This window comes from Streptomyces sp. NPDC054932 (assembly GCF_053610205.1).
Genome location: NZ_JBSGXU010000073.1, coordinates 1 through 19,238 on the forward strand (window position 1 = coordinate 1; position 19,238 = coordinate 19,238).

Sequence of the window (19,238 nt, forward strand, 5' to 3'; positions counted from 1 at the left end):
CTCCCCGCCGGCGGGTCACGCCGGCAGCAGGGGCCGGACGCGCCTCAGTTGCTCAGATGCCGTCTTGCACGCACGCGTGCCGCATGCCGTCGTCCGGCGCCGCAGGGCTGGCCCGATGGCCGGATCGCGGCCGTTGTCAGGGCTCCACGCCGCAGCGTCGCGCAATTGCCTTGAGGCGTTCGAGTTCTCGTCGCGCTGCTGTCGGGTGGGCGAGATCAAGGGCCATCCCGGCACGGGCCGAGACATAGAGGATGTCCTGGCGGATGGCGGCGTCGAGGCCGGGGGCGGTCTGGAGGCGGCGGCCCGTGACGCTCAGGTAGATCGCGATGCTGTCGAGATCCTCACGCAGGTGCACGGGAAGCACCTGCCGCAGTTCGTCCTTGGCATAGTCGCGCGCCTCCCGGTCCGCCGCGCTGGGGTCAGGCAGCACGGGAGCCCAGGGAAGGCCGGCTTCTCGGGCTTCGTCGTACATTTCCGCCACCAGGACGCGCGCAGACGCGGGATCGCCCTCGGCGGCTGCGGCGCGGGCCGACTGCAACGTGGAGCGCAGTCGCCCACGGACCTGAGGATCCTCGCCGGTCCGGGCGTTCAGATAGCCGGACCACACGTCGAACGCCTTACTCAACTCGGCATCCGACATGATCTTGTACACGTCCGGCACTCCGCCGTCCCTCCGTCAGGCCCGTCCCGGCATGGACGGGCGCGGTCAGGATAGGACGGGCGCTGATCGAGATGCCTGCGAATTGACTGGGCGGCGCGCAGGAGCCCCCGCGTCAGCTGAGATGCATACCGCTGCCGACCCGAGTGCGCAGGTGCCGACTGAGCGGCTCAGTCCCCTCTCACCCGTGACCAACAGTTACGGGACGGGCCTTGGTTGCCGACGGCCTGGTTCCACGTCAGCGGGCCCTGGGCTGTCGCTCCTCCGTGGGCATCAGCACCCGCAAGGGTCTTCCGGTATCCCCGAAGCGGGCAGTGAGGAGGTCGGGTCCGTGCCCATCGCGGCACAGCCCGCTACGCCTGTGGCTTGCCCGTCAGGCCCGAGTCCTTCGCCTTGTACCAGGGGCGGAGCCGGAGGTATCTGCCTTTCAGGGCCGGCCCCAGATGCGTCTCGATCCCGTATCCGGCTTCGCCCGGGTACGGAAGGTCGTGGAGGAAGGACGTCACGATGACCTCGATCGCCCCGGGCGCGCACCGTTGTGTTTCCTCCTCCAGGAAGGCCAGAACCTGCCGCCAGTCAGGGCCTTCCGGCATGCCCTCGCCCAGGTACGAGGCCACGGTGTCCTGCAGGACGTCCCAGAGGAAGAGGTGGGGGAGCACCCGGTGCTCATTGAAGACGTGGCACTCGTAGGCATCCTCGAAGCCGGGCACCCGGGCAACCAGGTCCTCGACGAACCGAACGCCACCGACGGCCTTCTCGGCCGCCCTGTCCGCACCTGCCCCGTCCCGCTTCGCCTCTTCGGCCGTCATGGGCGGCACGCTATCTCACCCCGGCCGCGCACCCCCGCGAGCCCCACTTCACCTTCCAGTCGCAGCCAGGCAGTGGGGTCGGTGCAGCGGCCATGCGGCGGGCCGATCATGTCGATGACGGCCCGCAGGCAGTCGGTCATGGCGCCTCGTACCGGCAAAGGGTGCAGGACGCCTCGCCTCCGTCCCCGTCGCGGTGGTCCTTCCACGCCTGCCAGGCGGCTTTGAGGCCCAGCGCGAGCGGCAGCAGACCGAGGTAGGGGATGGCGGACCCGGGCAGGAAGGTGGCGCCGAACGCGGCGGCCACCGCCACGCCGAGGATCGCGGCGAAGCCGAGGTACTGGCCCAGCACGATCCGGCCGGTGGACCCGGGGTTGCCGGCGCCCTGGGCGAAGAACAGCGCCAGGACCAGGATGTCGTCGATGTTCGTGACGGCGAACAGGCCGGCTGCCCGACCGATGATCCCAGGTCCACGAGCAGTTGCTCTCCTCCGATGCGGGTGCCCCGGTGACGCTACCGGGAGCCCGTACCGCAGCGACCGCGGGCCCAGGCACTGTGTCCGTGGGTGCGGACCGGCGCGGGCGGCAGATTCGAGGGAGCCTGCAGCCCGGTCGGTGAGACCGTGGATCCGATCACGGCCGCGTTCGGGAACCCCCGGGGCTGACCGTCACTCGGCCCAACTGATGCGACATGGGTTAATGGCACCTGCACGAAGAGCTGCTGAGACGAGGAAGCTGCCATGAGTACGGGAAGATGGCTGTGGGTCTGCCTGCAGCGCTACGTCATGACCGCCGCTCCCGGCTGGGTGACCGCGGCCCTGGTGCTGCCCGTTCTGGGCGACGATCCCTTCTGGGCGTCGTTCGGCGCGGGGCTGGGAGCGGGGTTGATCGTGGTGCCTCTCCTGACGGTCGTGACCATGTTCGTACTCGTCCTGCTGGCCGGTCGGCGGTTCGAGCCGCCGACCGGCGGTCCCTCACGGATCCGGGGCGGCTGGCTGATCGTGCTGCCCCTGGTCCTGCTGCTGCCCGCGGCCCTGCTCGTGCCACTGCAGTACCTGATCGTGCTCGGCGCGCAGCTCGTGTACCTGGTGTGGGTGCTGCCCTGCCAGGACGCACACGACACGGCGGACGTGCTGCGCTCGCTTGCCGACCCGGCCGTCCCCGCGGAGCAGCGGGCCCGGATGGCACGGGCGGTCGCGGGACTGCAGGGCAGGCCGGTCGTCGAAGCCCTGGTGCAGACCTCGGCCGACACGGAGCCGGAGGTTGCCGAAGCGGGTCTGGAGACCCTCTGCACCATTTGGCGGCGCGACGGAGTCGTCGGCGAGGACCTGCTGCTGAAGCTCGACCCGCAGGCCCAGGACCGCGTCCGGGCTCTCGGCGTCAGGGTGCGGAGTCCTTGGTGAGAACGGCGGCGATCGGCAGCGCATGACACGGTCAGAACGCGTACACCGGGTTCCCGTTCAGGGTCGCAGACATCACGCACGCGTTGGAGAAGGTGTGTTTCCAGGTGACGCGCCTGCCGTGCAGTACGCCGTCCGCGGTGACCGTGACGGGGTCGAAGTACATGGGGCACGCCCGCGACGTATTCGGTGTTGCCAGAAGGCGGTCGAGTTCGCCGTCGGTGGCGTTGAGGGCGTCGCACGCGGCCCTCGGGGCGGGGTGAGTGCCCTCGGCGGTGTAGGCACAGCTGAGGGTGGACGCGCGCATGACGGTGTCCGTGGGTGCGCCGGAACCCTGGGCAACGGTGAAGACCATCGCGGACGGGCTGTGCGCACTGGCGGGCTGAGCCTCCGCCAGACCTGTGGTGCCTGCAAGACAGAGGAGACTGACGGCGGATACTGCGATGACTTGGTGACGCATGACAAATTTCACCTTCGATTCAAGGGATTTTGCCGTTCAATGCCTGTGATCTGACGCTCTGTTGGAGATGAGCCTTTCAGGTCCGAAGGAGGGTTGCCAACGGATGCTCGATTTATGGACAGATGATTTGGATCCCGGATCATCGGTCGGTGTTCGCCCAGCTGGCGCGGCATGTCGCAGGCTCCCCGGCGGCTCGGGGGTGCGGGGTGCCGCCCCGCCGCGCCCCTGGTGACGGCGGTGCGCGGTTTGCCGGATCACCGTGCAGGCTGACGGGATGAATGCGGTCAACCCGGGTCTCGGGCGCGGAGCTCCTGAGCGAATCCGGTCCAGCGGAGCTCGGCGGGAAGGTGTCCGGTGTCGATGAGGAGGAGGGCCGTCGGCGAGGCGCTCACCCCCGCAGGGCCGGAGTATTCGGGCGCTCGTTCGGTCGGCAGCGGGTTCGTTAGGCTCACGGGAATGGAAGCCCGTACCCCGTCCGTCCTCCTCCTGTCCACCGCCCGCACCTCGACCGCCGAACTCATTGCGGGGGCGGCGGTCCGGCGCGGTTACGACGTGACCGACCGGGCGGCGGGTGTCGAAGGCCGCAAGGTGCACTGGTACGGAGGTCCCCGTGCGGCTGCACGTCATGCCGGCCGGCTGGGCCTCGGGCTGCTCGAACCGGCTGACGACTGGCTGACGCACCTACCGCGCCCCCTCCTGCGGCGGCGCGTGCGGCTCACCACCCTCGCCGAGGCACGGGAACTGCAAGAGCGGGCTTTCGTGAAACCGCCCTCGGCCAAGATCGACCTGCTGCCCGCCGCCGTCCACGAGGACGGGACCAGCCTGCCCGGCGGACTGGACGGCTCCACGCCGGTTCTGGTGAGCGGTGTGGTGGAGTTCGTCACGGAGTACCGGCTGTTCGTCCTTGACGGCGAAGCCGTCACCGGCAGTCGCTACGCCGTCCACGGACGCCTCGATCCGGCGCCGCTGGACGCCGGGAGCCGTGCCTTCGCCCGCACGGTCCTCGACGCCACGGCCGCCGGCCTGCCCAGCGCGGTGTGTCTGGACATCGGTCGGCTCGCCGACGGCGACTGGGCGGTGGTCGAGGCCAACATGGCATGGTTCGCCCACTGTTACGCCGCCGAACCGGACCGCGTCTTCGATGTGGTGCTCCGTGCCGCCGGGCCGATCGCCGCGGTTGCGGACCGGGACCGCCGGCACCTGAGCGGGTCGGCGGCTCGGCCGGAAGCGGTCCTCCCGTGACCGGAGAACGGCGCACAGGCGAGCCGCGTCGTTCTCGTGGTTGAGCAGCCCCGTCCAACGCGGACGCCGGCCGGGCACTGGCCGCCTGCGAGCGGTACCCCCATCCGACCCGGCCCCGCACCGCCGCGATCCGTGTACTGCATCGCATCTCACAGCGCACCGGCCGGTGGCGCCACCGCGCCCCGCCGTCGATGGTGGGGCCCGGGGCGGTGCGGCACGTTCCGGTGGCCCCCTACCGGGACCGCTTCGTCGGCGGCTTCACTTCTTTCCTGTCCCTCTTGTCCTTCTTGACCTTGTGGATGAGCGTTTCCGGCGCGTCGCGGTTCGAGCGGTAGCTGGCGTCACCGGAGTAGACGGCGGTGATCAGGTGGGTACCGTATGCCGGTCCGTCCACGATCAAGGAGGCGACGCTGCAGTGGCCGCCGGCGGGCCTCAGCTGGGCCGTGCCGACGGGAGTGGCGTCGACGGCGAAGGCAACGGTGCCGGTCGGCCGGGGCACGTTCGGTCCGCTGACGGACGGGCACACGAGATCCGTCAGACGGACCGGCTTCCCCGGCTGCGACGGGTTCGGGTGGGACTCCAGGTAGGTGATCACGGTACCCGGCAGCGTGTACGAGATGGTGACCAGCCCGTTTCCGGCGTTCGCGCCGGTGGTGAAGGTACTGCCGGCCGGTCCCGCACTCGAACCGCCGCCACCGCCGCCCGCCCCCGAGAACTCGACGTTGGTGATGCCTCCGCCGCCTCCGCCTCCGCCGCCGTTCACTCCGCCGCCTCCGCCACCGCCACCGGTGATCCCGCCCGCGTCGCCGGTCCTGCCCGTACCGCCGAGTCCGCCCGTGCCCAGCACGCCGGTCTGGCCGTTTCCGCCGTTGTCGTCACTGCCCGTGCCGCCGGCCCCGCCCGTACCGGGGCCTGTCGGGGTGGCCCCGCCGCCGCCCTGGCCACCGGTGGTGTTGGCGCCGCCGGCGCCGTTGGTGCCGTTCACCCCGGACTGGCCGCCGGCACCGCCGCCACCGCCCGACAGCTCGTCGGTGGCACCTCCGCCGCCTCCGCCGCCGGCCGTGACGAGCCGGGAAGCCAGGTCCAGGGTTCCGGAGCGAACGTCCGACGCACCGCCACCGCCACCGCCGTAGGCGGAGTCCGAGGAGCCGCCGGTGCCACCGCCGTTGAAGCCACCGGTACCCGGGGCGCTGTCCGTCCCGACCCCGCCCGCGCCGCCGACGTTGACCTGGAGCGTCTGGCCCGACATGACGGTCAGAGTGCCGGCGACCCCGGCACCGGCACCCCCGACGCCTCCAGGGTTGTCATTGCCGGCCGCCGCGCCCCCGGAAGCGCCCCGGGCATCCACGGACAGCTGGGTTACCCCGCCGGGCACGGTGAACGTCTGCGCCGCCCCGGTGTAGTCGAACGTGCACACCACCTGGCTGCCGGTCTGCACACAGCCCTGGGCGGCGGCAGGGGCCGCCAGGAGCGGCACCAGGGCCAGGGACATCCCCGTGGCCAGGCTTGCTGCCGCCAGCGCGCGAAGACGCGGCCGGGGCCGGGGATGACGGGCGATGACAGGATCGTGTGGAACGGCCATGTGAGGCTCCTCCTCGTTGCTGCCGCACCGCCAGCCGCAGAGGAAGAGCGGTCAGCGATCGCAGCCGCGGCCCGTAGATGCATTGCCGACAAGACCGCGGGCCCTACGACGGGCCCGCAACACGGATGATCACCACCGCCCCCGCGCGTCTCTTGGCGGCGCGCCCTTCGGTAGCCCGGTCGGTCGAACACATGCGGCGCGTCCCCGACCCGATTTCACCCCTCCTCGCCGCCCGATCGGACGGCCAACCGAAATGTCGCGACGTTGGTGTGGCGGCGGGCCAGGCCCACCAGGAGGGTGGTCCGGCACTCCGGCACCTCCCGAACCCCAACTGCTCCGCGCCCGACAGACGACCGGCGCGCGAAGAGTCGTCGGACTTCGCGCGCACATCCGTGCGCCCCTCGTCGGCAGGTTCGAGGCCCTGTTCGCGGGGAGGCATGGAGCCGGGCCGATCGCCCGGCACCATACGGTCACCGTCGAGAAGGGACACCCACATGGCCGGACCCTGGGACGCGAGCATCAACCTGCTCCACTTCGCAGAGGACAAGAGCGAGTTCATCGCACCGACACTCGGCATCGGGAAGGAATTCGACGTCCGCGCCGAGATCGAGATAGGCGATGAGCTGCGCGGCTTCGCCACCGCCTACCAGCTCGTCGTGAACGTGCAGAACCTCAGCACGGGCGTCGTCGCCTCGTGCACCGTCCCGGGCAGCCTCACCCCTACCCGGGGGATCCTGCGAACGCCGCTGGTCGTCGACTTCCCGCAGCTCGCGGCGAACGAGGGTGACCTCCTGCGCGCCAGCTGTTCGTTACGCGTGACCGCCGGCATCCACACCGACTACTCGGTGGCCGAGTCCGAGTTCGCCATCGCGGAGTCCTGACGCTCCCTCGTCCCTGCCCGGACATGCCCGGGCAGGTATGACGGCCGTCTGCTCTCGCCACTGCTGTCCAGTCCAGTGACGTTCTCGTGTCCACCGACAGCTCCGGACAGCGGATCAGGGCCTCGCAGGGAAGCTCTGCGAGGCCCTGATTGCTGTGCCGGGCGTTGGCGGGCCGTCACGGCGGCGGGACGTTGGCACTGGCGCAAAGCACCGGCCGGCCTTCATCGACCGGCTCCTGGCCACGCTCGTCCATCCTCGCCACGGACATGCCCAGGTGCCGGAGCGCGTCAGCCGAACCCGTGGGCGCCGAGCCGGGCGTAACGCGCGGACAGCTCGGCCATGTCTCGTTCCGCCCCGTCCAGCAGCCAGCGTCGGTACGTCCCGGCCGCGTCGCCTTCCCCAAGGGCCCGGGCCGCGACTCCCACGGCCAGCGGCCCTGCCGTCCAGCCCGACAACAGGGCCCGCAGCACCCCGTGCGACGATGCGGGGTCCAGGAGGACGCCTGCGTCCCCGGCCACGAACCAGCCGGGCCCGGCGGCCCTCGGGCACAGCCGCCAGCTGACGTCCGCGGACCGGGCCGGGCCCTCGGGGACCAGTCCCGCGAAAACCGGCGGCGGCCCGCCGCGCAGCCGGGCCTGTTCGGGTACGAAGCCCAGCCGCATCCACTGGTACCGGCCCCGGCTGACCCGTGCGGTCCAGGTCCAGCCGGTGCCGTCCGCCGCGATCTCCGGCGCCGCGTCCCGCTGCGGGCAGGACCCGGTCGCGTAGCCGTACCGGATCAACAGCCGCGGCGAACGCAGCGGGCTGGTCAGGCCGAGGGCACGGCTCAGCCAACGGGCCCTGCCCGTCGCGTCGATGACCGTACGGGTGCGCAGTGCTGCGGTGCTGCCCAGCCGGACCCCGGTCACCGCACCGCCCTCGACCACCGGTTTCCCCACCCGGCAGCCGAGGCGGACCTCGGCGCCTGCTTCCCGGGCCCGGTTCAGCAGCAGCGCGTCCAGCTGTCGGCGGTCCACCTGAAACCCTCGCCAGAGCCCGCTCTCGTCCTGACCGTACGGCTCGAACCGGGGCTCCGTGCCCCACCCGACTGTGATCCCCGGATGCCGGGCCCCGACGGCGGCCGCGAAACCGCCGGGCAGCAGCCGGGCCAGAGCAGAGTCTCGGCGCCCGGGTGCAGGGCCTCGCCCGGGCGGACGGTGGGTCCTGCGCGGCGTTCGGCGAGGAGGGTCCGCAGACCGGCGGCCGCGCAGACGATCGCTGCCGCGCATCCGGCGGGCCCGGCCCCGGCGATCAGGACGTCGACGTCGGGATCGAGGTGTCGCGCGACCATGGGCCTCCGTCCCTGCGTAGCAGTACCGTACGGCCGTCGGTGCAGGCGCTGACATCCTCGGCGATCTCCACCAGCACCTTCTGGATGTCCCCGGGGTCACGCCTCTCCGCCCCTGGCCGGTAGATCCGGAACCGGTAGCGCCGCGGCCCGGCCAGGCGGCCGCCGGCCAGCCCGTTCGGCCTCTGCGAGTCCCGTGTCGCCCGCCTCCACCACGGTGAACGACAAGACGGCCCACGCCGACTTGGCCTTCAGGATCTCGATCACCGCCCGGCCTGCGAACCTGGCCACGAACTCCGGGTCGTGGATGCCCAGGCTCCAGTAGACCGCCGACATGGCCAGCACCCGCGCCTTGGTCTCCGCGAGGTCCACGCGGGCCGTGAGGTGCGCGGTGAGCCGGTCTTGCGTGGTGATGTAGCCGGCCCGGTCGATGTCCTGGTACACGACCACCGCGCGGCCGCCGACCGTCCGGGCCTCGGGTCCCGAAATCCCGTCCCACGGCAGCCGGCCCAGCCCCCGCACCTCCTCCATGCCGATCTCGGCATCGGTCAGCGGCACGATCGTCGGCCAGGGGTAGGGAAAGCCGGGCGCGTCCTTGAGCGGGGTGAAGGTCCGGGTCGCGTCCGGTGCCACGGAGGGCCAGTAACTGCCCAGTGCCGCAGAGAGCTTGGCGTCCTCCAGGAAGCGCGTGCCGAGGCTGTACGCCTGCATGAAGCGCTGGAGCGGGGCCCCGGGCTCGTTGTAGACCAGCCCCTGGCTGATCTCCCAGCCCGGGTCGGTCACCCCGGCTCCTCCGTCGGGCAGGCCCGTGTACCGGCCGCGGGCGTCGTCCGGCAGGGGGCGCGCCACCGGGTCACCCGGCGTCGGCTGCCCGACCACGGCGGTGAGGGTGTCGTCGTAGATGTCGAAGCCCTTGGGGAGGGTGATGTCGCCGGCGAGGCGGAACTCGGAGAGCGGGCGCGGCGGAATCGCCCACAGGGCGTCCCGTGTCTCCTCGGGCACCGAAGTGCGCCACCACGTGGCCAGATCGTGCTGGTTAGGGACTGTGTCCCCGGGCCCGACCTGTGCCTGTGGGGAAGATCGTTCGGCTGAAGCCCTGCAGAGCCCTCCGCCGTGAGGCGACCACCCTTTCCCGCCTCACCCCTTGACCGCTCCGCCCGGCACCCCCCCCCGCTGGCCGGGGCGCGACCCTTTGGTCTCCCCTACGGGCAAGATGCGTTTCCGGCACCGCACGGGCCGATGGCGCGCTGCGCTCCGGCTCCACGTGCCGCGCTGACGAGCCGGCTGCCCGCCGGGCGCCTTGGCTCACAGGATGTGGGCACCGACGAGGACGGCGAGCAGTGCGAGAGTCGGCACCGCTCCGGCCCTGCGGCGCGGGGGAGTCGTGTGGATTCGTATCCGCACAGCTGCTCGGCGTGGCCACACAGTCGGGGGCCTTGCCGCCTCTGTCGACATCCTCCGGCAGGCCGGGGAAGAGCTTGTGCGTACCGGTCTCATCGACTCCGTGGACAGGACGTCCGTATTCACGATCTTCCTGAACTCCTCAGCGACAGAAGTGCTGGCCTGTGCAGGCGGGCTCCGGCCCAAACCACCGCAGTCGCCGGGAGATGCCCTCGAGTGACAACACGCCTCCAGTTGTGTCAACTCTCATGCTTCGGCTCACGCCGCCGGCCTCGACCGGGGATATGGAACAGGCACTGAGCTTGCCGTTTAACCTCCGGCGGCCAGCGCCAGCTGCCTGGGAAGCCGTGCAACCGTCACTGTCGCTCGGCAGCGAGCTCTAGGTCATGGATCATGAAGTGGAGTTGTACGTCGTCCATCGACTCCGCCCACAGTCCCTCGGCGTCGAGCACGGAGGCCGCGACCATCCGAGCCTCAGCGACGAGTTCGGGGTCGTCCTTGAAGCCTGGCCAAGGAAGGACGGGGTAGTCGTTCTCCTCGCCGAACTGCCGCACTCTGGGTTGGGCCGCGGTGGTGAACCGGCGCCGCCGGCACCCCGACTTCCCCGAACCGGTGGCCGGTACGGACGTGCACCTGCAGTTCGACCGCCGCGCGGTCGTGGCCCGGCTCCTCGCCCACGACAGGATCGGAGTACCCACGGGGCCGACGATCGCCTCACTGGTGCTGGCCGGGGCCGGGGGCGCCGCGCACCGGTTCCGCCTCGATGACCCGTGGCTGGCCCTGGCCGACGACGCCGGCGGCGAGGACTGCTTGTCCGGCTGGTCCACCGACGAGGACGCGGACGCGCTGGCCGCCCTGGCGGGCGGGGAGTCCGGGGCGTCGCTGCGCCGGCTGGCCGCGCCCGGTACCGGCCCCTTGGCGGTGCCGGGGGAGGTGCGGGTGATCGACCGGTTCCGATCCGGGTCTGGGGGCCTGCGCCTGACGCTGGCGTGGCCGGCCGGACTGCGCGGCACCGCCGCCCCCGGGCCGGCGGGCGGGGTGGTCCGCCACGGGATCGCGTACGCGGGTCCGGGTGAGGCCTGCGTGTGCGCGCGGCACGACTGCGGCGGCGTGGTGCCGGAGTCCTGGTGCGCCGAGCACGGCGACGCGGTGGGGCCGGTGATGGAGTGGCACCCCGAAGGGGGAATCCGCTGCACTGACCTGTCGGCCGCACGATCGGCCGCGGTCGGGCAGACGGCCAGAGTGACGGTCGAACCGTGTGCGATCGTCACGCCTCCCAGGTACGTTGAGCCGTCAGCCGAGGGAGAACGCTCGCGAGGGAGTCGCCCCGCAACGCGTGGCTGCGGGGCGCTGATCCACTTTCGCAACGGGCCTAGTGGGGTTTAGTCGACCGTCTGCCCGTCGTACATACCGCCCCTGCAGGTCGGGAGCACGGGCGTCGACCGATCGATCGTTCCGCCGTTGTCCGTGCACTCACCCGGGGTGACGCTGCCGGCGATGGCGGTGGCGGTGGCGGTGGCGGCGCCTGTGAGGCCGAGTCCGGCGAGGGCCGCCGTGGCGAAGACTGCGGCGAGGATTCGTCGAATGCGCATTTGGTTCGCCTTTCACAGATTGCCTCGGTTGGGGCACTAGCCAGCTTGATCTTCACCCATGTGGGTGGCACGTCATGTTGGGCCATTCGGGTGAGAGTGTTGTCGGGTGCGGGGTCGGTGACGCGACCCGTCAGAGCGGATGGAAGCCCGTGCCACATCCGTGCCAGAAAGAGCGGATCCCAGCAGTCACCATTGGGTGGGGGAACCGCTTCCTGCGGCGTGCTGAGTGGAGATGGGGCCGGCGCACTGCGCGTCCGGTCCGCAGAGCGCGGGTCAGTTCCCGCTTCAGCTCGCCGCGGCCTTGGACGTAGAGAGCTTGGTGGATCGTCTCGTGAACCACGTGCATCTCCGGCCGGGCGGGGAAGCGTCTGCGCAGAGCGTGGCAGATCTGCTCGGGACTCCAGCGCAGGGTCAGGTGATGCTGTACGAAGTCACGGAGCTCCGGGTTCTGGCCGATCTTGCCGACCTTCGGCCGAGGCCGTCGCCGAAATGCTCGCCGGTGGGCCGCATGCGGTCGGTAGTACCACTGGCCGCTGGGCAGGACCGTGCGGTTGCGGCGGATCTCCCGGCTGATGGTGGACGGGCTGCGTCCCAGCTCGGCAGCGATCGTGCGGACTGACGCCTTCTCCCGGAGGCGGTCGGCTATGTGGATCCGGTCCGCCTCGCGCAGGTAGCGCGAAGGAGCGTCGTCCTCGGGCTCCTGGGCGGCCGCCGGCGGGCCTCGGTGTACCGCCACGGCCCGTTTCCACGAGAGGTGGTGCCGCCTGTTCTTCCCGGACACCTGCCGGCCGTTACGCCATCGCCTGCCTGTCCGGTCGTTGTTGCCAACGATCCCGCAGGCGTCCAGGTGAGAAGTTCCCTGATCCACGAGCAGAGGTATGACTCCCGCTCGCGGCTCAACTCTTGCGTCCCTGTGGCCGTCGATCCGCCCGAACCTCGAAGTCCATCGCATCCCCTGAGCTGGGGTGTTGCGACAACCACCAGAACTCAAGGATGCCCAGGGCCCTTCTCGGGCCCGGGGCATCGGTCTGTCCCGCCACGCGCTCACACGGCCGTCCACGGTCGGGCAGACTGCCACCACGACGGACGACGAGAAGACCGAAGCCCTACACACCGCGGCGGCCGGCCCGGCGGCCGGGTCGTAGAACAGGCTGGTCCAACACCATCCCGGGCGATGCGCCCCGGACGGGGGCCGCGAGGAAGGGAACGCAGCTGGTGGGGGACATCGATGACGCCCTGGACCGCGCCGACCAGGAGGGGTTCACGCGGGAGCCGCCCAGGATGGGTGGAGCGTGGTGTCGATCCAGCGGCGCAGGCCGACCCGCATCGCGTTGTCGAGACGCTGGCCCAAGACCAGCTGCGGCCCTACCTGTCCCTGCCCCGGGTCCGCGAGCGCTTCACCCCGCACGTCACCCCCGCGGACTGGGCGCTCGCCGGGCACCGGATCCGCGAGGCATCCGCACTCCTGGGCCACGCCGGACAAGCCTCCTGCGCGGGTGATGTCGCCGCCCTCGGTGACCTCCTGGCCGTCGCCGCCGCCCACTCCCCGGCCCTCGTCCGCGACCGCGTCCGGGCGGCCGCCGACGCCTTCGAGCAGGCCGCCCGCGCCCCCGGCGCCCGCGCTCTGGAGGGCCGCGCCCGCGCCGGCTGGCGCTCGTCGGCACGGGCGTTGGAGCATGCGCCCCGCGTGGCCCGGGGCGGCGGCGCCGCGGTCGTGCTCACGCTCCTGATCGCGCTCGTGGAGGCGGTGGAGGCGGCCGCCGCCTGGCACCGCGCGCAGGAGTTCCGGGCGCAGGCGAGAGCCGCCGCCGACGCGGCCGTGCTCCTGCGCGAGGCCGCCGGCCTCGCGGGTACCCCGCCCCGGCCGCCGGGGACGAAGTCCCGTACCGGGCGGGTGACGCGCACTGCGGGCCGTGGCCTGCCGACAGCCGGACCCGTTACCGGTGTACCGGCCCGCCCGCGTCCCGGGCCCACTCCGCCGGACCGGCCCGGTCCGCCGGCCCGCACCTGCTGACCTCCACCCCCAGGGAGTCTTTGCTGATGACGTCCGGATACCCGCCCCGGCCCGAGCCGTTCGCCGAAGCGCTCGGGAGGCGGCGCAGACCGCGGCGATGGCCTGCCGCCTGGTGATGATCATCTCCGACGCGGTCCGCCGCGCCACCCAGAAACGCCTCACCGGCCGGGAGGAGGAACTCGGCGAGGACGCGGAGAAGATGGCCCCGAGCTGGTCGGCCGATCAGCTGCGCGGCCACCTGGGCGACGACATCCTGGCCGTGTTGATGCAGGGCGCGGACTGGCCGCAGATGGCCCGCCAACTCGCCGGCCTGCAGCAGGCCGGCGTCGACCTCGCCACCTCCCTGCCGCATAACCGCCGGGGTCCACCAGGCCGTCACCGTGAACGCGGCGCGCATCAAGGCCGAGGGCACCGACCAGTGGGCCGACCTCCTCAAGACCACGATGCCCGAGGGCCTGGTCCGCGACGCGATCCTGGCGTCCCCGGCCTGGCCCGACATCGCCGCCGCGATGGGCCGCCTCGATGCCGCCGGGATCGACGTGGCCCGGATCCTCACCGACGCACACCGGGCTGGGGTCGGCGTGGACCAGGCGGTCGCCGCCGTCACCGCGGCCGCCGCCAAGACCCCCGCCCCCGCCCCCGCTCCCGCCCCGGCGGCGATTGCCGTCGCCGCTCCCGCTCCGGCGGCCGGTGCCGCGGCACCGGGGAGGGATGTGCTGGCCGAGCGCATGGGTGCGGCCGGTGACCCGTGGGCCGCGCCTGCCCGCCGAGTCCCCGCTCCGGCCCCCGCCCCCGCTCCGGCCGCTGCGTCCGCGCCCGCCGCTCGCGCTGCTGCGCCGCGGGTGCGGGACGCCGCCGATCCGGGGGCTGCGCCCGCGAGTACGGACGCGAAGCGCTCCTGGGGCCCCCTGACCGAAGGCCTGGACGTGCCCCGCGACCTCGACCTCGGCAACCGGGCCCGCGCCCTGGAGCAGCTGAAGGTGCACCCGGCCGCGCACTCCCAGATGGTGTCGATGGTCCGGGACATCCTCCCGGAGCAGGAAGCGGGCCTCCTGGTCGGCTCACGCCAGTGGCCGCTGCTCGTCGCCCGCATGCACAAGATCGGCGAGAGCGAGGGCACACGTTGTGGCCCAGCACCTGAACCGCCTGACGGCCGACACCTCCTGGAAAAAGGCCACCGGCACGGCCCTGGTGGGGTCGCCTCGTGGACACGCCCCTCCACGCCCTGACCACGCCGCCCTCCGAGTCGCCCGCGCCCGCTTCCCGGGTTGTGGGTCTCCCCGGTGGCGGCCCGCTCCCGCTCCACCACCCCCACCGTGGCCCCCGGCCGAGGCCGCCGTCCCCGCCCATCGGCAGCGGGCCGTGCCCGCCAGGGGAGCGGGGCGAGGGCGCTGACAGGGCGTCTGGAACGGTGCGCTATGGGCTGGATATCTAGTTTCGGGTGGCTGTGATCTGTTTGTCCGGGTGGGACCTGGATGATCTATAGTGACTGTAGGTAATGGCCTGTAACTGTCGGTTGTGTAGGTCGCTCCGTGGTGACGGCCTCAGGGATGCATTCGATCGAAGAGAAAGGGACACCGTGAGCAAGGCCCAGACCACTGCTCCGTCCGACCTTCGCGCGGACATCAGGTACCGCGATGACGGCAAGTACACGATGTACGGGATCAGCCTGCGCTGGCAGATCGGGGACAACGCCCCCGATCACGAGGCCTGGCCCCCACCGGCGGACTGGAACGAGGGCAACGCGCCCTACCCGCACCTGTACGAGGTGTGGCTCAACGACGAGTTGCGGCAGACGGTCTTCCTCCACTGGTCCTCATGGAACTGGATGCAGTCCAACTCCCACTGGGTCGACCTGGGGGACCAGGAGCCGACACGACAGCTCCACGTCAAGATCCGCGCCAAGGTAGGCGATCAGTTCACGCCGTTCACCAACGTGGTCGCCATCGGCTCGGAGCGGGCCGGCCTGGAGAAGTGGGCCGTGCGCCTGCCCCGCGGGAAGGCCCCTGCGACCGGCCCGGTGGATCCCCGGCACGGCACGGCCAACCATCCGCGCAGCCGGGCCGGCGCCGCGATCCGCGACCTGGACCCCTCACGGATCTGCGCCGAGGCGCGCCGCTTCAACACCAGCACCGACTGGCACGAAGTGGTGCCGGGGGCTGACAGGATGCTCGCCGACTATCCGTGGAACGACGCGCAGAAGTACCTGGAGTACCGCAAGTTCTTCGAGGGGAACACCCTTGCGTCCGCGGGGAACCCGGTGTTCCGCGGTCTGGATCTGGCCCCGGACGACACGCTCGGGGACTGGCCCGTGACGGAGCTGGACACGTCGGCCCCCACCCAGACCTTCACCTACGACTACATGGCGTATCACCAGGGTGAGAGCTGGTCCCACCGGTGGTTCATCACCCGCCCCGGCTGGGTTCCCTCGGAAGGCCTGAGCTGGCAGGACCTGGAGCCGATCCCGTTCCTGGTCGAGGTGCACGGTGCGCCCCGGGAAGAGGAATCCACCAGCTGGGAGTTCGCCTCGCTCCCGCGCCGGACCGGGCGGGCGGCGATCGTGGACATCTGGGGCGGCCACGGAGGACCGGACACCCCGAACGGTGAGAACGGCGGCATGACCGGCGAGTTCTTCCTGTCCGTGTCCGACGTGCTCCTGCAGTAGCCGAGCCACCGCACCGCCCGGGATCGACCGCCTCCTCCAGGCGGTCGATCCCCGGCGGTCGATCCCCGGCGGTCGGTCCCGGGCGGGAGCGCGCTACCCGGCCCAGTCCATGCCCAGCTCGGTGAGCGCGGCGCGCTGTGCCTGGTCGAGCCGGTCGCGGCACTGTTTCTGATTGGCCAGCCACACCCCGACGCGGCGAATGTCCCCGTCGGGCATTTCCTGCACACCGGCCCGCCCCGGCAGGCGGGGTGTACTGCGCGAGGGCTTCCAATCCCTTCTGGAACGCCGTACCGCCCGCGCGCGGCCCGGAACCGCAGCCGTCTTCGCTGCCGCCTGGCGGGCCCGTGGGGCCTTCCTCGCGCCGAGCGCGGCGAGTCGGCGCTGCTGTTCCTCGTTGAGCCGGTCCCAGTTCCGGCGCTGTGTGGCGGTCCAGCGTCCGATGTCCTCGCCGTGCTGGGTCACCCCCCCCGGCACGATCGCGGTCAGCCGAGCCCCGTCGGCGAGGAGTTGGGCGAGGTAGGCGTAGTGGCGTTGCCAGTCGACCGTCCACCCCAGCGGCCCTGGGTTCCAGTCGGGGTCGATGGCGGCGAGCGCGGCGGCTCGCTGCTGCGCCCGGCCCTCGTCTTTGCCGAGTCCGCCGGGGCGGCGGATGTGCGTGAGGTACTGCCCGATCTGGATGTCGAGGATGGTGGCGCCCCCGTGGGGCCGCGAGGGTGCCGTGCAGCTCGTGGTAGGCGCGGGCCGTGCCGAGGTTGGTTTCGAAGGCGTGGTCGGCGGTGTCCCAGACGATCCTGAGCTCCTCGAGCTCGGCTGCCCGTTCTCCGGTCATGGTTCCGGCCCGGTAGGCGCGCCGCTGGTCGGAGAGGCACCGTCCGAGCGGGAAGGCCATCAGTGTCGCCTCAACGGCCCGGACCCCGAACGGACCGGCCGGCCCACAGGCCGCCGCGGTCCGCCCTCACCCCGATCCGCCACCTCCCGGCCGAGCTCCGCTGCTACATCGAAGCAGCACGAGCACTTCGGCAAGGTCCACGCCGCCGCCCTGCGCGGCGACCACACCACCGCCCGCACCCTCCTCGCCGAGGGCCGGCGCATCTCCGCCACGACCACCGTCGCCCCTTTGACCCCCTGAGAAGCCGTTGCCATACCGATCACGGTGGGCGTGAGTTCGAGTGTGACCGCCCCGCCGGGTGATCTTTCGGCGGTCTGGGTATCAAGCCAGGGGTGATCGGTGAGCGAGGGGGCGGACTTCGAATGGGGGCAGCGGACGAGCAGGAACATCAGGACGGGGAAGGCTGGCTGACGAAGGCCGAAGTCCGTGAGATCTGGCCGCAGATCAGGCCGATCAGCATCACGGCCGTGGCGCGGGCCAACAGCGTACGTACCTCGGCTGCGCCCTCCCCGGACCTGACCCGCGAGCCGACCTACCACGCGGCCGACGTACGCCACGTGGCCGCGCGGATCGCCCGGGGTGAGGCCGATGTCGCGCCCTGGCAGCGGGCCGACTCCGACGCTGCACGCGACGACGCCACACCCGGCCCACCGGTTCGGCAGCCCGTCGTTTTGGGGCCCGAGAATGTGCCGGGGCTGATCCTGCTGGCAATCATCGTGGGACTGATCCTCTGGGGCCTGACCTCTCCCGACAACCACGGCACAGTGACGGACTTCGTGCGCTGAGTGCGCTTCCGCCGACTCGGTCGGGCGATCTCCTCGTCGGCAGGGTATGAAAGTGGGGCCTCCCGTACAGCTCGTGGGTGTCGAATCCAGTCGAGCAACAGGAGGCCCCTGGTGTCGCAGTCCTCCGTGCCGCCATCTGCGACGGCGACATCGTCACGCCACAGCCTCAGGAGCCCCGTAGAACGTCCGGCCATGCTGGGCGGCGAGGCCACGGTCCAGCGCCTGCGAGAACGGCCGGGTCTGGCTCATGCCGCACAACGCGGGGTACGAGCCGATCCCCGGAGACGACGCCGCTATTCTCGGCAAGATGGTCGCCGTCCTGCGCGCGCCCGCGCCGCCGACGGGCTGTCCTCCCCGACACGGTGCACGCACCCGGCTCCTTCACGAGCCAGAAGGAAGCGGCAGTGCGCCCCGTACGGTCGGAGCATCAGGCATCCGCCGATGAACGTGAGGGGCGGGAGCCCTGCATGGAACAGCCGCAAGTGACCGTGGCCGATGGTGCGGTCGTCATCGTCTGCGCAGGAGAGTTCGACCTGGACACGGCCTGTGTGCTGGCCGGGCCGCTCCCCACCCGGCTTCGGCGCCTGCTGGAGATGACTGGCGCGCTGGAGCTGTTCGAGGTTCGCGACAACACCACTGATCCGGCCGCCTGATTCCCGGAGGATGTTCCGGTGGCGGGTGTCCGGGCAGGGTCCCACCGGAAGGCGGCTTCCCCCGCCGCGCGGGCGTCGCCGGGCACGGCTCGGTGTCAACGGACCCACCCCCGTACGGTCACGCGCTCGCCGATCTGATTGCTGACACCTCCGGATGGACGGATCACCCGCCTGCCACAGCCGGTGCGTGCCCGGCGGGCGGGAGGACTCTGTGCATGTCAGCCTGCAGGGGGAATCCGGTGACGACGGAAGGCCCACGCATGCAGGACCCGGCCGGTGCCCGTAGTCACCACTGGCCGGGTTCTGCCCCGCACCTGGCCGGGCGATGGTTTCCGATCTTCCCTGCTCCTCAATGGAGCGGTGTTCCGCGGCGGTGATCCGGTCAGACGGCCGGTAGGAGCTCCGGAGGTGCAGCGAGCGCGGGGGCTGTCGCAGGCCGCGCTGGCGGCCGAGGCGGAGCGCGGCCGTGCTGCTGCGCGAGGCAGCCGGCCTGACGGACACGCCGGGGACGGGCCCGAAGCGCGCTGCGGGCCGTGGCCTGCCGACGGCCGGACCCGGTACCGCTGTACCGGCCCGCCCGCCCGCGTTCCGGGCCCGGTCCCGCTGGACCGGCCGGGTCCCGACCGCACCCGCCGGCCTTCCACCCCCAGGGAGTCCTTGCTGATGACGTCGTGCGCGCCGGACTGGCCTGAACGGGCGGGCCGCCACCCTCATCCGCCCGCAGCTCTTCGTTCTCGGCCGCCGCGATCGGCTGGTGTGCCCGCCTCAAGGGCAACGGTGCCTGGACGGCATCATGTCCTGCGTGATGAACAGAGCAGCCCTGCGTCCTGCCCGGATACCGAGGTGCGACGGTGGCCCGCCGACCTCTTCGCGCTGTCGGCCGA

21 protein-coding genes and 2 pseudogenes are annotated in these 19,238 nt (G+C 71.8%); 11 read left to right on the forward strand and 12 right to left on the reverse strand.

Features of this window, described 5'->3' with window-relative positions:
* Positions 1-136: 136 nt before the first annotated feature.
* The 3 genes from ACWGE1_RS20585 to ACWGE1_RS20595 all read right to left on the reverse strand — a co-directional run bounded on the left by ACWGE1_RS20585 (position 137) and on the right by ACWGE1_RS20595 (position 2,092).
* Positions 137-652 carry a hypothetical protein gene (locus ACWGE1_RS20585; RefSeq protein ID WP_453421929.1) on the reverse strand — a complete coding sequence of 172 codons (516 nt, stop codon included), beginning with the start codon at positions 650-652 and terminating at the stop codon, positions 137-139.
* A 359-nt stretch (positions 653-1,011) separates the two neighbouring features.
* Complete coding sequence (locus ACWGE1_RS20590; RefSeq protein ID WP_453421930.1) at positions 1,012-1,467, reverse strand: hypothetical protein; 456 nt, start codon at positions 1,465-1,467, stop codon at positions 1,012-1,014.
* A 136-nt stretch (positions 1,468-1,603) separates the two neighbouring features.
* Complete coding sequence (locus tag ACWGE1_RS20595) at positions 1,604-2,092, reverse strand: cadmium resistance transporter (protein ID WP_453421963.1); 489 nt, start codon at positions 2,090-2,092, stop codon at positions 1,604-1,606.
* Positions 2,093-2,203: 111 nt separating this feature from the next.
* Here ACWGE1_RS20595 and ACWGE1_RS20600 point away from each other — a divergent pair, with 111 nt between their 5' ends.
* Positions 2,204-2,866 carry a hypothetical protein gene (locus ACWGE1_RS20600; protein ID WP_453421931.1) on the forward strand — a complete coding sequence of 221 codons (663 nt, stop codon included), beginning with the start codon at positions 2,204-2,206 and terminating at the stop codon, positions 2,864-2,866.
* Positions 2,867-2,897: 31 nt separating this feature from the next.
* On the opposite strand, the gene ACWGE1_RS20605 is transcribed toward ACWGE1_RS20600, so the two are convergent.
* On the reverse strand, positions 2,898-3,323 hold the full coding sequence (locus ACWGE1_RS20605) for a subtilase-type protease inhibitor (RefSeq protein WP_453421932.1): 426 nt from the start codon (positions 3,321-3,323) through the stop codon (positions 2,898-2,900).
* Between the two features lie 456 nt (positions 3,324-3,779).
* On the opposite strand from ACWGE1_RS20605, the gene ACWGE1_RS20610 reads away from it, so the two are divergent.
* Complete coding sequence (locus ACWGE1_RS20610; RefSeq protein ID WP_453421933.1) at positions 3,780-4,565, forward strand: ATP-grasp domain-containing protein; 786 nt, start codon at positions 3,780-3,782, stop codon at positions 4,563-4,565.
* Positions 4,566-4,797: 232 nt separating this feature from the next.
* Here ACWGE1_RS20610 and ACWGE1_RS20615 read toward each other — a convergent pair whose 3' ends face one another.
* Entirely contained in the window at positions 4,798-6,147 is a 1,350-nt protein-coding gene (locus ACWGE1_RS20615; protein ID WP_453421934.1) for an Ig-like domain-containing protein, read from the reverse strand.
* Between the two features lie 494 nt (positions 6,148-6,641).
* Between ACWGE1_RS20615 and ACWGE1_RS20620 the strand changes: the two genes are divergently transcribed.
* The gene (locus tag ACWGE1_RS20620; RefSeq protein WP_453421935.1) at positions 6,642-7,028 is read left to right on the forward strand and encodes a hypothetical protein; all 387 of its coding nucleotides are present in this window, start codon (positions 6,642-6,644) and stop codon (positions 7,026-7,028) included.
* 287 nt (positions 7,029-7,315) lie between these two features.
* Here ACWGE1_RS20620 and ACWGE1_RS20625 read toward each other — a convergent pair whose 3' ends face one another.
* From ACWGE1_RS20625 to ACWGE1_RS20640, 4 genes are all read right to left on the reverse strand, one after another.
* The gene (locus ACWGE1_RS20625) at positions 7,316-8,122 is read right to left on the reverse strand and encodes an NAD(P)/FAD-dependent oxidoreductase (RefSeq protein WP_453421964.1); all 807 of its coding nucleotides are present in this window, start codon (positions 8,120-8,122) and stop codon (positions 7,316-7,318) included.
* Positions 8,011-8,358, reverse strand: a complete 348-nt coding sequence (locus ACWGE1_RS20630; RefSeq protein WP_453421936.1) for an FAD-dependent monooxygenase — start codon at positions 8,356-8,358, stop codon at positions 8,011-8,013. The genes ACWGE1_RS20625 and ACWGE1_RS20630 overlap by 112 nt, the downstream gene beginning before the upstream one ends.
* A gap of 96 nt (positions 8,359-8,454) precedes the next feature.
* Positions 8,455-9,357: a hypothetical protein gene (locus tag ACWGE1_RS20635; protein WP_453421937.1), complete on the reverse strand. Its 903-nt coding sequence runs from the start codon at positions 9,355-9,357 to the stop codon at positions 8,455-8,457.
* A gap of 755 nt (positions 9,358-10,112) precedes the next feature.
* Positions 10,113-10,310, reverse strand: a complete 198-nt coding sequence (locus ACWGE1_RS20640) for a hypothetical protein (RefSeq protein ID WP_453421938.1) — start codon at positions 10,308-10,310, stop codon at positions 10,113-10,115.
* A 16-nt stretch (positions 10,311-10,326) separates the two neighbouring features.
* Between ACWGE1_RS20640 and ACWGE1_RS20645 the strand changes: the two genes are divergently transcribed.
* Complete coding sequence (locus ACWGE1_RS20645) at positions 10,327-11,142, forward strand: hypothetical protein (protein WP_453421939.1); 816 nt, start codon at positions 10,327-10,329, stop codon at positions 11,140-11,142.
* Here ACWGE1_RS20645 and ACWGE1_RS20650 read toward each other — a convergent pair.
* A complete protein-coding gene (locus ACWGE1_RS20650; RefSeq protein WP_453421940.1) occupies positions 11,139-11,348 on the reverse strand; it encodes a hypothetical protein in 210 nt (69 codons plus the stop codon). The genes ACWGE1_RS20645 and ACWGE1_RS20650 overlap by 4 nt on opposite strands.
* A gap of 187 nt (positions 11,349-11,535) precedes the next feature.
* Positions 11,536-12,295, reverse strand: a pseudogene (locus tag ACWGE1_RS20655) (transposase); the annotation flags it as partial.
* 338 nt (positions 12,296-12,633) lie between these two features.
* On the opposite strand from ACWGE1_RS20655, the gene ACWGE1_RS20660 reads away from it, so the two are divergent.
* The 3 genes from ACWGE1_RS20660 (at position 12,634) to ACWGE1_RS20670 (ending at position 16,027) form a co-directional block, all read left to right on the forward strand.
* Positions 12,634-13,362, forward strand: coding sequence for a hypothetical protein (locus ACWGE1_RS20660; RefSeq protein WP_453421941.1), 729 nt, complete (start codon positions 12,634-12,636; stop codon positions 13,360-13,362).
* 380 nt (positions 13,363-13,742) lie between these two features.
* Positions 13,743-14,591 carry a hypothetical protein gene (locus tag ACWGE1_RS20665; RefSeq protein ID WP_453421942.1) on the forward strand — a complete coding sequence of 283 codons (849 nt, stop codon included), beginning with the start codon at positions 13,743-13,745 and terminating at the stop codon, positions 14,589-14,591.
* Between the two features lie 350 nt (positions 14,592-14,941).
* A complete protein-coding gene (locus ACWGE1_RS20670; RefSeq protein WP_453421943.1) occupies positions 14,942-16,027 on the forward strand; it encodes a lytic polysaccharide monooxygenase auxiliary activity family 9 protein in 1,086 nt (361 codons plus the stop codon).
* A 93-nt stretch (positions 16,028-16,120) separates the two neighbouring features.
* Here the strand turns inward: ACWGE1_RS20670 and ACWGE1_RS20675 are convergent, their stop codons facing one another.
* A complete protein-coding gene (locus ACWGE1_RS20675) occupies positions 16,121-16,714 on the reverse strand; it encodes a helicase associated domain-containing protein (RefSeq protein ID WP_453421965.1) in 594 nt (197 codons plus the stop codon).
* A 31-nt stretch (positions 16,715-16,745) separates the two neighbouring features.
* Between ACWGE1_RS20675 and ACWGE1_RS20680 the strand changes: the two genes are divergently transcribed.
* From ACWGE1_RS20680 to ACWGE1_RS20695, 4 genes and pseudogenes are all read left to right on the forward strand, one after another.
* A complete protein-coding gene (locus ACWGE1_RS20680; protein WP_453421944.1) occupies positions 16,746-17,156 on the forward strand; it encodes a hypothetical protein in 411 nt (136 codons plus the stop codon).
* A gap of 122 nt (positions 17,157-17,278) precedes the next feature.
* On the forward strand, positions 17,279-17,701 hold the full coding sequence (locus ACWGE1_RS20685) for a hypothetical protein (protein WP_453421945.1): 423 nt from the start codon (positions 17,279-17,281) through the stop codon (positions 17,699-17,701).
* Between the two features lie 110 nt (positions 17,702-17,811).
* Positions 17,812-18,026: pseudogene (locus ACWGE1_RS20690) on the forward strand (LexA family protein); the annotation flags it as partial.
* 142 nt (positions 18,027-18,168) lie between these two features.
* Positions 18,169-18,354: a hypothetical protein gene (locus ACWGE1_RS20695; protein ID WP_453421946.1), complete on the forward strand. Its 186-nt coding sequence runs from the start codon at positions 18,169-18,171 to the stop codon at positions 18,352-18,354.
* Positions 18,355-19,238 lie beyond the last annotated feature (884 nt).

Bases quoted from the DNA above. Each gene is read 5' to 3' on its own strand.
- ACWGE1_RS20615 (WP_453421934.1), bottom strand. From the start codon at position 6,147: ATGGCCGTTCCACACGATCCTGTCATCGCCCGTCATCCCCGGCCCCGG.
- ACWGE1_RS20605 (WP_453421932.1), bottom strand. From the start codon at position 3,323: ATGCGTCACCAAGTCATCGCAGTATCCGCCGTCAGTCTCCTCTGTCTT.
- ACWGE1_RS20620 (WP_453421935.1), top strand. From the start codon at position 6,642: ATGGCCGGACCCTGGGACGCGAGCATCAACCTGCTCCACTTCGCAGAG.
- ACWGE1_RS20695 (WP_453421946.1), top strand. From the start codon at position 18,169: ATGGAACAGCCGCAAGTGACCGTGGCCGATGGTGCGGTCGTCATCGTC.
- ACWGE1_RS20610 (WP_453421933.1), top strand. From the start codon at position 3,780: ATGGAAGCCCGTACCCCGTCCGTCCTCCTCCTGTCCACCGCCCGCACC.
- ACWGE1_RS20590 (WP_453421930.1), bottom strand. From the start codon at position 1,467: ATGACGGCCGAAGAGGCGAAGCGGGACGGGGCAGGTGCGGACAGGGCG.
- ACWGE1_RS20600 (WP_453421931.1), top strand. From the start codon at position 2,204: ATGAGTACGGGAAGATGGCTGTGGGTCTGCCTGCAGCGCTACGTCATG.
- ACWGE1_RS20685 (WP_453421945.1), top strand. From the start codon at position 17,279: ATGGGGGCAGCGGACGAGCAGGAACATCAGGACGGGGAAGGCTGGCTG.
- ACWGE1_RS20630 (WP_453421936.1), bottom strand. From the start codon at position 8,358: ATGGTCGCGCGACACCTCGATCCCGACGTCGACGTCCTGATCGCCGGG.
- ACWGE1_RS20650 (WP_453421940.1), bottom strand. From the start codon at position 11,348: ATGCGCATTCGACGAATCCTCGCCGCAGTCTTCGCCACGGCGGCCCTC.